Origin of the sequence: Leifsonia sp. AK011, assembly GCF_013410945.1 — a bacterium.
In the GTDB taxonomy this organism is placed as follows: Bacteria; Actinomycetota; Actinomycetes; order Actinomycetales; family Microbacteriaceae; genus Rhodoglobus.
On record NZ_JACCCH010000001.1, the window covers coordinates 2,577,337 to 2,591,008 of the forward strand.

General features: G+C 66.4%; 13 protein-coding genes. 2 read left to right on the forward strand and 11 right to left on the reverse strand.

The features are described from left to right. Positions 1-12 precede the first annotated feature (12 nt). A complete protein-coding gene (locus HDC94_RS12585; RefSeq protein WP_179498076.1) occupies positions 13-2,382 on the reverse strand; it encodes a copper-translocating P-type ATPase in 2,370 nt (789 codons plus the stop codon). 4 nt (positions 2,383-2,386) lie between these two features. Further along, positions 2,387-2,662: a metal-sensitive transcriptional regulator gene (locus HDC94_RS12590; RefSeq protein ID WP_179498078.1), complete on the reverse strand. Its 276-nt coding sequence runs from the start codon at positions 2,660-2,662 to the stop codon at positions 2,387-2,389. Positions 2,663-2,720: 58 nt separating this feature from the next. Between HDC94_RS12590 and HDC94_RS12595 the strand changes: the two genes are divergently transcribed. Continuing rightward, complete coding sequence (locus HDC94_RS12595) at positions 2,721-3,356, forward strand: MBL fold metallo-hydrolase (protein ID WP_179498080.1); 636 nt, start codon at positions 2,721-2,723, stop codon at positions 3,354-3,356. Positions 3,357-3,419: 63 nt separating this feature from the next. On the opposite strand, the gene HDC94_RS12600 is transcribed toward HDC94_RS12595, so the two are convergent. From HDC94_RS12600 to HDC94_RS12615, 4 genes are all read right to left on the reverse strand, one after another. Further along, positions 3,420-6,008 (reverse strand): CocE/NonD family hydrolase, encoded by a 2,589-nt coding sequence (locus HDC94_RS12600; RefSeq protein WP_179498082.1) that lies wholly within the window; start codon positions 6,006-6,008, stop codon positions 3,420-3,422. A gap of 133 nt (positions 6,009-6,141) precedes the next feature. Beyond that, entirely contained in the window at positions 6,142-6,912 is a 771-nt protein-coding gene (locus tag HDC94_RS12605) for an enoyl-CoA hydratase-related protein (protein ID WP_179498084.1), read from the reverse strand. Then, on the reverse strand, positions 6,909-7,964 hold the full coding sequence (locus tag HDC94_RS12610) for a 3-hydroxyisobutyryl-CoA hydrolase (protein WP_179498086.1): 1,056 nt from the start codon (positions 7,962-7,964) through the stop codon (positions 6,909-6,911). Before HDC94_RS12610 ends, HDC94_RS12605 begins: the two co-directional genes overlap by 4 nt. A gap of 26 nt (positions 7,965-7,990) precedes the next feature. Further along, complete coding sequence (locus tag HDC94_RS12615; protein ID WP_179498088.1) at positions 7,991-8,410, reverse strand: hypothetical protein; 420 nt, start codon at positions 8,408-8,410, stop codon at positions 7,991-7,993. Between the two features lie 85 nt (positions 8,411-8,495). Here HDC94_RS12615 and HDC94_RS12620 point away from each other — a divergent pair, with 85 nt between their 5' ends. Continuing rightward, positions 8,496-9,422, forward strand: a complete 927-nt coding sequence (locus tag HDC94_RS12620) for a hypothetical protein (protein ID WP_308495724.1) — start codon at positions 8,496-8,498, stop codon at positions 9,420-9,422. Positions 9,423-9,639: 217 nt separating this feature from the next. Here the strand turns inward: HDC94_RS12620 and HDC94_RS12625 are convergent, their stop codons facing one another. The 5 genes from HDC94_RS12625 to HDC94_RS12645 form a co-directional block, all read right to left on the reverse strand. Continuing rightward, complete coding sequence (locus HDC94_RS12625; protein ID WP_218870573.1) at positions 9,640-10,608, reverse strand: hypothetical protein; 969 nt, start codon at positions 10,606-10,608, stop codon at positions 9,640-9,642. Beyond that, complete coding sequence (locus HDC94_RS12630; RefSeq protein ID WP_179498090.1) at positions 10,605-11,243, reverse strand: MerR family transcriptional regulator; 639 nt, start codon at positions 11,241-11,243, stop codon at positions 10,605-10,607. The genes HDC94_RS12625 and HDC94_RS12630 overlap by 4 nt, the downstream gene beginning before the upstream one ends. A 49-nt stretch (positions 11,244-11,292) precedes the next feature. After that, entirely contained in the window at positions 11,293-12,060 is a 768-nt protein-coding gene (locus HDC94_RS12635; protein WP_179498092.1) for a hypothetical protein, read from the reverse strand. Positions 12,061-12,359: 299 nt separating this feature from the next. Further along, complete coding sequence (locus HDC94_RS12640) at positions 12,360-13,271, reverse strand: isoprenylcysteine carboxylmethyltransferase family protein (RefSeq protein WP_308495725.1); 912 nt, start codon at positions 13,269-13,271, stop codon at positions 12,360-12,362. Between the two features lie 43 nt (positions 13,272-13,314). Further along, positions 13,315-13,662: a hypothetical protein gene (locus tag HDC94_RS12645; RefSeq protein WP_179498094.1), complete on the reverse strand. Its 348-nt coding sequence runs from the start codon at positions 13,660-13,662 to the stop codon at positions 13,315-13,317. Positions 13,663-13,672 lie beyond the last annotated feature (10 nt).

The following is a 13,672-nucleotide window of genomic DNA, read 5'->3' on the forward strand; positions in this document are numbered from 1 at the left end:
CAGTATGGCTGCTCAGGCCGCGCGAGCGTACTTGGCAGGGTCAGCGTCCCACGGTGCCGCGCACGCCGAGCAGCAGAGGTAGTACGTGACGCCCTCGAACTCGCGCACGAGTCCCTTCGCCTCCGCGACCGCTTTGGTCGTGGTGCTGCCCGGCATGACGGGGCATTCGACGAGGTCCTCGGCGGACGCCTCCGCGTGGTGGGTCGGATCGGCGGATTCCGCACTGTCGCCGTGCTCGTGCTCGTGCTCGTGCTCGTGCTCGTGGCCATGTTCATGGCCATGCTCGTGCGAACCATGATCACGATCGTCACTCGACGGCGGCGGAGTCGACGCGCTGGGCTTTGCGCGCTCCGGGAGTCCGAGCTTCGTGAACCGCAGCAGCTGTGCGTTGATGGCGACGACGATTGTCGACACCGACATGAAGACAGCTGCGAGCGCGGGCGGGAGGAGAATCCCAGCGCCGAACAGCACACCCGCGGCGAGCGGGATTCCCACCGCGTTGTAGCCGGTCGCCCAGAACAGGTTCTGCAGTTCCTTGCGCCAGGTGGCCCTGCTGAGGGTGAGGAGAGCGCCGACGGCCCGCGGGTCGCTCGAGGCCAGCACGATGCCGGCCGAATCGATCGCGACATCCGTTCCAGCACCGATCGCGATGCCGACGTCGGCTCGCGCAAGCGCTGGCGCATCGTTGATGCCGTCACCGACCATTGCCACCGATGCCGTCTCCTGAAGCTTCGCGACCACGTCGGCCTTCTCGCCCGGGAGCACGTGGGCGAACACCTCGTCGATACCGAGTGCGCCAGCCACGGTCCTCGCGACCTCGTGCGAGTCGCCCGTCAGCATCGCGACGCGCACCCCGCGCCCCTGAAGGTCCCTGACTGCCTCGAGTGATTCCGGACGAATGGTGTCGGCGAGCGCGAACATCCCCAGGACCGTCTCGCCCTCGAGCAGGTACACGATGGTGTTGCCGTTGACGGTGGCATCCCTTGCAGCCTGAACGAGCTCGACAGGGAGGGTGATGGCGCGCTCGACGACGACGCGATGGCTGGCGACGACAAGCTCACGCCCATCGACGACGGCCTTGGCACCGCGACCGGCGAGAGCGGCGAACTCCGCGGACTCCGGCAGAGTCACGCCACGATCGTGGGCCTCGGCAACGATGGCACGCGCGATCGGATGCTCGGACTTCACCTCCACGGCCGCCGCCAGCGAGATCACCTCGTTCTCGGTTCCCACAGCGGGCACGACGACGGCAACCCCGAGCGTTCCGGTCGTGAGCGTTCCGGTCTTGTCGAAGAGCACGACATCGACCGACCGGGCAGCCTCGAGGGCCAACTTGTTCTTGACGAGGATGCCGCGTCGGGCACCGAGGGCGGTGGAGATCTGCGACACGAGCGGAATCGCGAGCCCGAGAGCGTGGGGGCACGCGATGACGAGCACACTCACGACCCGCTCGAGCACGAAGGCCGGGTCACCCGGAGCGAGGAAGAGCCACACGACGAGGGTTAGCACGGCGGCACCCAGCGCGACGTAGAAGAGCAGTGCCGCGGCGCGATCGGCAAGAACCTGCGCGCCTGACTTGCTCGCTTGCGCGTCGCTGACGAGCTTCATGATGCCCGCGAGCGCCGTCTCTCCGCCGGTCTTCGTCACACGGACCGTCAGCGCACCGGAGCCGTTGACGGCACCCCCGATGACACCGTCACCCACCGACTTCGAGACGGGTGCGGACTCCCCCGTGATGAGCGATTCGTTGACCTCCGACTCGCCCTCGATCACTTCGCCGTCGATCGGGACACTACCGCCCGGTCGCACGAGCACCACGTCGCCAACAGACAGGCTCGACACCGGCATCGTCATGACGTGGTCACCGTGCAGCACATCGGCCTCGTCGGGAAGGAGCTTCGCGAGTTCCCCCAGCGCGTCCTGTGCGCTCATGACGGCGGACATCTCGATCCAGTGACCCAGCAGCATGATCGTGATGAGCGTGGCGAGTTCCCACCAGAAGTCCATACCGGGAAGGCCGAGGGTGACGGCAGCGCTGTAGCCGAAGGCGACGACGATCGCGAGCGAGATGAGCGTCATCATGCCCGGCTGGCGGCCCCGCAGTTCGGAGACGGCACCCCGGAGGAACACCAGGCCGCCGTAGAGGAAGATCGCGACACCGAAGGCCGCAGGGATGAACTGGCTGCCCGGGAATCGCGGACCACTTAGCCCGAGGATGTCCTGCAGACCCTCCGAGAAGACGAGGGTGGGGATGGTCAGCGCGAGGCTGATCCAGAACTTCGCGCGGAAGATCCTGGGGTCGTGCGCGGAGTGGTCGCCATGGCCAGCATGCGTGTCGTGGCCTTCGTGCATGTCGTGGTGCTCGTGCTCGTCGTGGTTCATGTGGTCACTCCGCCCGGTTGTTGTTCAGCTCGTACACACGCAGCAGCTCATCGACCGCGACATCCTCTTCGCCGTTCTCGAACATGTGGGCCACGTGCGTGCGGAGGTGGTTCTCCACGAGCAGCTTGTTGAGGCTGCGCAGTGACTTCTGCACCGCCAGGGACTGCGTGATGATGTCGACGCAGTAGTCCTCGCTCTCGATCATCTTGGTGATGCCACGGAGCTGTCCCTCGAGGATCCGACTGCGGTGTAGCGCACGGCGCTTGATGTCGTCAATCATGCGCCCATAATACCCCTAGGGGGTATTTAATGCACGCGCGGATGCTTAGGCTCCTTTCATGAAGATCACCAAGCGCGAACACTCCTGCCAGATCATCGAAACCGGCGGCGCGACCCTCGTCATCGACCCGGGAGCATTCACGCTCCCGCTGGGCGACCTCACGGAGGTGGCGGCGATCGTGATCACGCACGAGCACGAGGACCACTGGACACCCGCACACCTCGACGCGATCCGCGAGATGAATCCGGATGCCCGGATCCTGGGGCCCGCGGGCGTGGCGGCCGCGGGCGCCGAGTACCCCATCGAGGCCGTCGCCCCTGGCGACACGGTCGACGTCGGACCGTTCACCCTCACCTTCTTCGGCGGCAAGCACGCCGTCATCCACTCATCGATCCCGGTGGTCGACAATGTCGGGGTTCTCGTCAACGAATCGCTCTACTACGCGGGCGACTCCTATGCGGTGCCCGGCGTACCCGTCGACGTGCTGGCCGCACCCATCGGCGCCCCGTGGCTCAAGATCGGCGAGGCGATGGACTACGTCGCCGCGGTGAAGCCGGCCCGCGCGTACCCGGTGCACGAGTCCACACTCTCCGTGATCGGACGCACGATGGCGAACGCTCGCCTGGAGTCGGTGCTGGGCCAGTGGGGCGGGGAGTACACGGTGCTCGAGCCAGGAGACACGCTCGACGTCTGACCCAGCACGGCACTGGGGCGCCCCGGGCACGAAGCCCGAGACGCCCCAGTCGCTGGTTGTGCGTTAGTCGGTCGCTGACGCACCCGATGCGCGGCGACGGCGGACGACCAGCAGTGTTCCACCGGCCAGCGCGAGGAGCAGCGCCACGAGGCCTGCACCAACGAGCGGCGTGGAACCCGTGAGGGCGAGGATCGGCGCGGCCGTGTCATCCTCGTCGGTCGGCGCCACGACGGCCGGAGCCTCGACCTGGATGGTGACACTCGCCGAGATCTCACCGAGCGTTGCCGTGATCTCGTGCGGGCTCGCGGTGGGGAACGTGATCTCGTTGCCCTCGATGACGTCGGTCGCCACCGAGCTCGTGAGGGTCACCAGCTCTGTGACATCCCCCACCGACTCGTTCTCCGGTCCGAAGCCCTCGACCGAGACGGTGATCGTGTCACCCTTCTTGACCGCGAGGCTGCTCGGCGTGATCTCGAGGCTCTCGATGAACTCCTCCATCGTGTACCAGTGCGCGTAGGCCATGGTGTCTGCCATGATCGGCGCCTCGAAATCGAACGGCGTCGTGAACTCGGCATCCGTGTACCAGCCCATGAAGACATAGCCCTCGACGGCCGGGTCCTCAGGAGCCGTCGCAGTTGCACCGTACGCCACGGTCTGTGACTCGATCGGCTCACCGTGACCCCCGAGGTCGAAGCCGAGCGTGACCGGTGCCGCGTCGCCGAGCGCACCCGACGCCGCCGCTGCGGACATCCCGCCCACGACGGGAAGGGTGATCGTGCTCGCCTTCGCGTCAACGGTCACCGTCACGCCACGAGTGCCGTCGTTGCTGTAGCCCGACAGGTTAGTGGTGAGGAGCACACCGATACGGTGCCCGGCAGGCACGATGTGGTCGTAGGGCTCCATCGGGAAGTTGTACACGTTCTTCTCACCGGCAACGACCGGCGTCGCCTGACCTTCGACGAGGCTCGCGCGGTTCGACGAGTCGAGCGCGCCACGAGAGATGCGCCACTGCTCGACGTCAGCCGAGTAGTTGACCGACTCGGGGAAGCACGCGCTGTCGGTGGCGTTCGAGACACCCCAACACGTCGACTGGCTCGTCTTCTGGGATCCGTCGCCCGGGGAACGGGGCGTGAGGGTCGAGGGACCGTAGTCGACGATCGCAACACCGAAGTTCGCCTGCGTGTTGTCGAGCGATGCAGTCAGCGACACGACGGGAGTTCCGGAGAGGCGCAACTCGGACTCGAGCGGGTCGGAGAGGAACGCGAGCCTCGTGGCCTGCGATCCCTCCGGGCTCGTGATGAGGTTCGTCTCGCTTATCGACGCCGAGGTGACGCCGGTGAACGTGAGCGAATCGAGTCCGGTCCCGGCCTGCAGCTCGAGACCACCCGCGACGCCAGCCTCGGTTCCGGTCAGATGGATCGGCACGTCAGCGGTGCCGGGCGCCGGCCAGTTCGCCTCGTCCTTGAACGTTCCCGCGGCCGTCTCGACCGTCGCCATCGGCTCCGTCATGATGCCGTTGTCGATGTCGAGCAGCCAGTAGTCGAACCAGCGGTGGAGCGTGTCGACCCAGACGCCACGGCGGTAGTCGAACGGGTCGACGTGACCGATCTTGGCAAGCCACGTCTTGCGCGGAACCTCATTCTCCGCGAGCGCGTTCCACCAGTCACCGAACTGGCTCATACGCACGTTGTCGTCGTTGAAGCCGTGCACAGCGAAGACGGACGCCTTCACGTTGTCCACGTCCAGCAGGTAGTTGCGGTCGTCCCAGAACGGCGTGTAGTCGCCGGAGGGCTCTCCGATGAGCGGGACCCACGAGTTCCGCACGGGGGCGCAGAGGGCGCGACGGTCGGGGTTGGTGACCGTGTTGGACAGGCTCTGCGGGTAGTTGGAGTTGTGGCGGATGCCGTTGGTGCGCGAGTAGCGGTACCAATCGCTGATCGCGGCAATCGGGACGATCGTGGCGAGACCGTCGACACCCGTCGCGGCAACGCCGTTGGCCAGGGTGCCGTCGTAGGACTTGCCGATCATGCCCGACTTGCCGTTGTGCCAGGTGGCCGTGACCGGGGCGCCGTCGGCGTCGTAGCCGGGCACACGTCCGTTCAACCAGTCGACGACGACCTTCATGCTCTGGATGTCACCGGGGCCACCGTGGTTCGGGCAGCCCGTCGAGTACGCGGTTCCATTCATCTGTGCGTGGAGCATCGCGTAGCCGCGGGGCACGAAGTAGTTGTCGTAGTAGAGCGGGAACAGGTCAGTGACGCCGTCGCCGTTGTTGTTGAGAAGCTGGGCCTCGGTTCCACGGCCGAGGGTCGTGTAGTAGGGGCTCGGGTCGATGATGGCGGGCGACTTGAGCGTTCCGCTCGGGTCGTTGGGACGGATGATGTCGATGGCCGTGACATCCGTCACTCCGTCGAGATCCTGGTCGACACCCTCGACCGGCACGAAGACGCGCTCGCGAATAGCGGTCTCGTAGCTGTAGGCGATCGCCGACTTGCCATCGGCGATCGAGATGCCTGCGGGGGTGGCTGCGGAGGCCGCCAGAGGAGCAACGGTGCTCGAGACGATGGCGAGGGTCAGTGCGCCTGCGAGTACCCCGATTCTCGCTCGAGATCGCTTGCGTACTGATGGATGTTGATGAACATGCTGAGTCATATGTCTTGCTTAGCAACAAACATCACTTTCACAGTGGAAGTTCACGAAGTTGTAACACATGGGGCAAAACTGTTTCCACAGCGAAACAAAAGCAGGCCAGCATGTGACGATGTTTCAGTTAACGCTGGAGCGCCTACCCGCGTCGAAAGTCGGGTGCGCGCTTCTCGATAAAGGCAGCCATCCCCTCGGCGCGACCCTCCGTCGCGAACAGCTCGATGAACTCATGGCGCTCGAAAGCGAGACCCTCATCGAGGGATGCCTCGAACACACGATTCACGGCCGCCTTGGCGGCCACGTTCGCGGGCCGCGACCGCGCTGCGATCTCGTTCGCAACGGACAGAGTCTCCTCGAGGAGTGTCTCCACGGGGTAGACGCGCGCGACCAGCCCGTACTGCAGTGCTTCGGCCGCACCTATCGTGCGACCCGTGAGCACGAGGTCCATGGCGGCCGCCTTGCCGATGGCGCGGGTCAGACGCTGCGACCCGCCCATGCCGGGGATGATGCCGAGGGTGATCTCGGGCTGCCCGAACTTGGCCGTCTCGGAGGCGTAGATCATGTCGCACGACATCGCGAGTTCACAGCCGCCGCCGAGTGCGTAGCCGGACACCGCGGCGATGACCGGGATCGGTATCGCCGCGAACCGATCCCACTCGGCGAACGGGTCGTTGGCGCTGACCTCTTCGTAGGTGAGCTCTGCCATCGCCTTGATGTCGGCGCCTGCGGCGAACACCGCTTCGGAGCCGGTGACCACGATCGCGCCGATGCCCGGGTCCGCACCGAATGCTTCGGCCGCCTCCAGCAGTTCGTGCAGAACCGTCCCGTTGAGGGCATTGAGAGCCTGGGGGCGGTTGAGCGTGATGAGGCCGACGGAACCGCGGGTATCGGTGCGGATGGTCTCGGTCATTGGAGGTCCTTTCGGTTCGGCAGGATCAGATCGTGGGGCAGCGGGTCGAAGAAGGCGGCGAGCGCGTCGGCATCGACGTCGGCGAGGCTTGCCGGATTCCAGCGTGGCGAGCGATCCTTGTCGATCACCTGTGCGCGGATTCCCTCCGCGAGGTCGGGAAGACCGAGGCAGCGCACGGACACCCGGAACTCCTGCGTGAGCGCACTCTCCAGATCGGGCAGGCTCCTCGCCCGCCGCAGCGACGCCAGCGTGAGCACAAGGGCGGAGGGCGACTTCGACTCGATCGCGTCGGTGAGGTCGTCGTACCCTGCGTCGCGCAGCGCAGCGAGGATGCTCGCCACGTCGTCGAGGGCAAAGCACTCGTCGAGCGCCACCTGGTCGTCGACGATCTGCGGATGCCTGGCCTCCTCTGCGACGCGGGCGATCGACTCGTCCGCCCCGTGAGTCGTGAGCGCCTCCCGCAGCTCGGCAAGGCGATCGCGGGGGACGAACGAGTCGGCGAGTCCGAGGTGGATGGCGCCCGCTGCATCCGTCGAGCCGGCGGTGAGTGCCAGACGCGTTCCGAGTTCACCCGGCGCCCGCGACAGCAACCAGGTGCCGCCGACGTCGGGCACGAAGCCGATCGTGGGTTCTGGCATCCCGACACTCGAGGTCTCCGTGACGATGCGGTGGCTCGCATGGGCGCCGAGCCCCACTCCCCCGCCCAGCACGATGCCGTCCATGACCGTGACAATCGGTTTGGGGTAGCGGGCGATGCGGGCGTTGAGCGTGTACTCGTCGCGCCAGAACTGCTCGGTCGCGCCACCGCCGCCGACCGCGTCCCGGTAGATGCCGACGATGTCGCCGCCGGCGCAGAACGCGCGATCGCCAGCACCCTGGATCAGCACGCGTTCGATCTGGGGATCCGTCTCCCACTCGTCGAGATGGGCGGCGATCTCGACGACCATGCGATGGGTCAGGGCGTTGAGCGCACGCGGACGGTCGAGCGTGACGGTGCCCAGCGCCCGCTCGACGGAGAAACGCACCTCTGGGGTGTCGACGGTGTCATCCATCGATCCCACCGTAGACGGACGAGTGGCTACTCGGCGGCTGGTTGTACCGGAGGGACAAAAAGCGCGATCAGGATCCCCACCGTCTGCACGATGGCGATGATCACCCCGACGTGAGCGGACCCGACGGAGACGACGACGAGCACCGCGATGAGGGTGAGACCGAGCGAGGGGAAGACCGTGACATTGTCGACCCACCGCGGCAACCGCGTCGGCGAGGTCGTGGCACGCTCCACCAGCCACGGGAGCACATAGAACAGGACACCGAGTACGGCGACAACGACGATGAGGAACAGGTTGCCGAGCTCCACGGTGACGGAGAAGAACACGACCACCGCCCACGTCGCCAGCGCGGCGCCCGCAAGGCGCAGGGCGAGGCCACCGCGGGTCGTTCCCCACGGGTTGGTGCTCCACCAGGTCTTGAAGCTCAGTTTGTTGTCGTTCGGCATCTGGTCAACCGTAGCGGGTCCGCGACTTCGGTAAAGTCGGAGTCGTGTTCATCGACGCGCAGGCCGCCGTATCGGCGATCCGGTCGTGACCACCTTCCGCCAGAGCCGCTGGTTCCCCCTCGTCTGGGTCGTGCCCGTCGCGCTCGTTCTCGCTGTGATCGTCGTTCTTTTCGCCCGCTGGCTCCGTGACCTCCCCGAGGTGGCTGCCTGGATCGAGCAGTTCCCCGGGCAGTCGACCCTGCCGGAGGGTGCCCCCGTCGGCATCCCCGCGTGGGCCGGATGGCAGCACTTCCTCAACAGCTTCTTCCTGCTGCTGATCGTGCGCACGGGATGGCAGTTGCATCAGGCCAAGCGCGCCACCATCTTCTGGACGCGCAACAACACGGGCCTCATCCGAACCAAGAACCCGCCCACCCGGCTCACCCTTACGACCTGGTTCCACCTCTCCCTCGACGCGCTCTGGGTGCTGAACGGTGTCGTGTTCGTGACACTCCTGTTCGTGACCGGACAGTGGGTGCGGCTCGTTCCCACCCACTGGGATGTCATCCCCAACGCCATCTCGGCAGGCCTCCAGTACGCCTCCCTCGAGTGGCCCCTCGAGAACGGCTGGATCAACTACAACGCGCTCCAGCTGCTCACGTACTTCATCACGGTGTTCATCGCAGCACCGCTGGCGATCCTCACGGGCATCCGGATGTCACCTGCCTGGTCGATCAGGATGCGCCGCTTCGACGCGCTCTACCCGTTCGCCGTCGCCAAGCGTGTGCACTTCTGGACCCTGTGGTGGTTCGTCGGCTTCACGATCGTGCACGTGTTCCTCGTGTTCACGACCGGAGCGCTCCGCAACCTCAACCACATGTACGCGAGCCGCGACGAGGTGAGCTGGCTGGGCTTCGCGATCTTCTGCGTCTCGCTCGTGGTGATGATCGTCGCGTGGGTCGCGGCCCGGCCGTCGGTGCTGAAGGCGATCGCGTCACTGGGCGGGACGGTCATCTCGCGAGAGCGCCCGTAGCGGGTTGAGGAGGCCGCGCAGCGGCCGTCAGCCCCGCGGGTTGAGGAGGCCGCGCAGCGACCGTCAGCCCCGCGGGTTGAGGAGGCCGCGCAGCGGCCGTCAGCCCCGCAGGTTGAGGAGGCCGCACAGCGGCCGTCAGCCCCGCAGGTTGAGGAGGCCGCGCAGCGGCCGTCAGCCCCGCAGGTTGAGGAGGCCGCGCAGCGGCCGTCTCGAAACCTCACCCACGAACGACGCTGGCCGCGTTACTCCGTAGCACGGCAACCACGGCGGCGACGGATGCCGCGGCGATCACTGCCGCGACGGCAAGGGTCGTGGCATCCGGCTGCACGATCGACTGGCCCCGCAACGCCTGCCAGGTGAGCAGGCCGAGGGTCGCCACGTACGCTCCGGTGACGACCCAGACGAGATCGCGCCGCACGGTCGCGCTGCGGAGGATCGCGACGCGACGCGACGCCAGTTCGAGAAGCAGAAGCGCGAGCGGGATCAGCTGGAGGGCGTGCATCCCGACGAAGTGGGGAATGCGGAGATCACCTGCCACCGTGCTCCATCCGAGCACGGGCAGACCCGGCCCTCCGTCGGCGAGCCCCACGGTGTGGGCGCCGGCGATGCCCTGCCAGTCGTCCAGCTGGGCGGCCGTCGGACCGGTCATGAGGAACGCCAGGCCCATCCCGACGAGCGCGATCAGCGCGCCCGCCCGCACGGCGAGGGTGCGCGCCGGGTCCGCGAACGGATTGCGGAACAGGATGATGCTCATCACGAAGGTCGCCACCCACAGCGCCGTGATCGAGAACGCCATGATCGACCACATGGCCGTGTTGAACGGCGTCGAGACGTTGAAGTGACTCGTGCCTCCGGCGGCCGCGAGGCCCACGATGATCACCATCTCGATGACGAGCAGCACCGCGGACGCTGTGCCGGCCCACCACGCGACCTTGCGGAACCGCGTGAGCTGGCCGATGAGCCACGACCACGTGATCGCGTAGACCGCAATCGAGATGGCGAACTTGAGGGGCTTCTCCCAGAGATTCACGCCGAGGATCACGCGTGAGTCCACGAGGATGCCGATACCGCACGCAACGGCGAGCAGGGCGGATGCCGCGGCCAACACGATCAGCGGGCGGTGCCACGTGATGGTGCTCATCCCGCGGGAGTCGAGGTTCTCGGGGGTTCGGACTGTGGTGGTCATGACGAGCTCCTGACGGGGTAGACCTGATTCGAGAGGTGTTCCTGGGCGATGCGGCGGAGCGAGGCGACGAGGGTGTCCCCCAGCACCGTGCCGACGACGACGTTCTCCGCCATGTCGGCGGGGTCGGAGTGGTGCGCGAGGGTGGAGAGATCCGCAGCGGCGATGAGCTCGGCGGCATCCGCATATCGGGGCAGCTGTTCGGCGATGTGACCCTGGCCGAGACTCTCCATGGTGTCGAGCACGCGTGCCGCACCCTGGCGACCGGGGTTCTCAGCGGTGACCGCCCACCCGCGCTCAGCGATGAGGGCGTCGACGCGGGCGAGTCCCGGACTCTCCGGCTCGACCTCGGCGAAGACGGCGGTGTCGGAGATCGCGTACTGAGCTACGCCGAAGAGGTACGTGAGCGGCATGTCCGGGGTGTCGATCGCCTCGAGCACACGCTGGGCCGTCGCGATGGAGAGCCCGCCGACATCGATCAGGGCTCGGATCAGCCGCAGCCGCTCGACGTGCTGGGGGCCATACTCGGCCTGGTTCGCGGCGGTGCGCTCCCCCGCTGGCAGCAGCCCTTCGCGGAGGTAGTACTTGATTGACGGCATCGCGACGCCGCTGACCTCGCAGAGTTCGGAGATTCGCATGTGGATAGTGTAACTATCCGATAGTGATACTGTCTATATCTGGCGCGATCTAGGGTGAGCGAACGATCCGCAGAACCTCGCCCGTGACGATCGGGATGTTGTCGCCAACGCCGAGGCCGTCGGAATTGCGAATCTGACCAAGGCTGATGAGTCCGAACCGGTTCTGGATCTCGACGGAAGCGTCTCCTTCAGCGACGACGTACTGGAACGTGCCGTCCTCCAAGGCGGTTGCCTCGCCCTGAGCGCCAGACCGAGGGCCGAAGTCTCTCGGTGCCGGCGTGTACAGACTGGGCGCGCATCCCCGCTCCCCGGGCATCAGTTGCTCCCACTCGAAGCCACGCAAGGTGCTGACCGAGCCATCCGTCGCTCGCACGCCGAGCACGCACTTGCGAACAGAGGGGATGCCAACCGCCGCGACGATTTCGCCGTACAGCTCGCGCACCTCGATGGCGTAGAACTCGTCAGGGAACGCCTCAGCGACTCGGGATGCCGCGTTCTCGGGCGTCGCGTCTGCGAACGCCGCGGCGAACCGCTCCTCCACGTCCTCGGGGATGTCGGGCAGCGGCGCCGGCATCGGCACCTTGGCGACCGCGCCCTCGTGGCACGCGACTTCGTCGAGCGCGTAGTTGTCATAGTTGCGAGACAGGATCGACAGCGTCCAACAGCGAGTGGAGAAGCCCTCCTCCACGGAACTGAAGTCGCCGATCCGATTCGCGCTGTAGGGGTGCACATGCACACTGACGCGAAGGTCGATCGTCGCCCCCTCCTGCGGACCGGACTCGCCAGCCCAGCCGAGCACGTCAACGACGATGTCCACGGGACCCGGCGCTCGGCATCCTGGGCGAGTCAATCGCACGGGCCGCGAGGTACTCGGCACTTCTCGACTGGCTGTACGGCGGGGTTATATCGTCGCCGACAGCGATGGCGACTCGCTCGGCAAGGGATGCCGCATAGTCGTCACCTCTCGGCGTGCATGCCGTGAGAGCCGCCAGACACAGGCCCACCACGATGAGGGGCGGGACAAAACGGAGCACAACTCATCTTTGCACGCCTTGGCCGAATTCACGAGCACACGCTCGATCGTTCAGAACTTCGCCATCGACGGCACCCCCGCGCTCACCCCTTCGGCACCATCGCGGACGCACGGAACGTCGGGATCCAGCAGCGGACTCTGGACTGGTAGTCGGTATAGACGACGCCAAATGTCTCGAGAAGGTTGGCCTCCTCATGGGGCCGAACTGCCCAGTTCCAGATCGCCGACCCGAGAAGTGCGTACAGCACGACCAGCCACGACTCGATACTGAGCCCCACCGCAACCCCCTGACCAATGCCAGCGAGCGCCATCGGGTTTCGAACCCAGCGATAGGGGCCGGTGGTCACGAGCGCAGTCGGCATCGCCATGGGGAGGGGGGTACCGCGGCCGTTCCTGGATATCGCGAACGCCGACCACAGGCCGAGCGCACTGAACAACAGCAGAGCGACAAGGCCGAAGACTCGAAGGCCGAACGGGAACGGTATCCACAGACCCCAGCGATGCTCGATCAGGACGATCACAGCCGGGAGGATCACGAGGAACAGCGACCAGAAGAGCACCAGCTGCCCGAGAGTCCACAGTACGTAGTGGGTCACTGTGGCGCGCGGGGCAGTTCGAAACCGAAACGGGCCGGCAATGAGCCATCTGGTCGGGATGCTGCCGCGCACTATCAGCAGGGCTGCAACCACGCTTCCACCACCCGCGGCGAGCATGAGCAGCGCGCCCCACCCGGCTTCACCAGTGAGTGTCGCGTACAGCGCCATGCCCGCAGCCACGAGCACGGTCCAGCCCGTCGCGATCCACAGACCCACACGGTTGCCCGTCGCTGCCACCGCAGACGCACCCGCGAACAGGGGGATGTCGGCGAGCGCGAGTAACACCGGATCGAGACCACCGAGCGTGGCCGAGCGAACCATCTCGGAAGCGAAAACGGCCACCCACCAGAGCACCCCAGCGAGCGCCTGCGCCGCGAAGTATGCCTGCCCCAGCCTCACGCTCGAACGCTACCAGCCGCGAGACGCCTCCCCGGTCTGGGCGCTACGAGTTGGCGAGAGTCACGACGGCAATAGAAACCCCACCGATGAGGAACAGCACCAGCCCGGCCCGAATGGCGAGTGACTTCTGGGCATGCGCGACATCGACGTTGCCCCAGTAGATCGGACAACCCGCGTAGCCGATGCCTCCGAGACCCAGCGCGGCGAGAGCAAAGCCGATCCACCAGACGATGCGTGCCGCATCAGGAAGGGCTGATGGCCGCCAGCCGATGAGAATCAGGCTCGCCACGAAAATCGTGACCGAGAGGAGCGCTGCCGCGAACCAGATCGTTCCCGTGCGGTCAGTGCGTTGCACTTCACTGTGGGCAGACATGAGATCAGCGTCAACCATGAACCAAGCC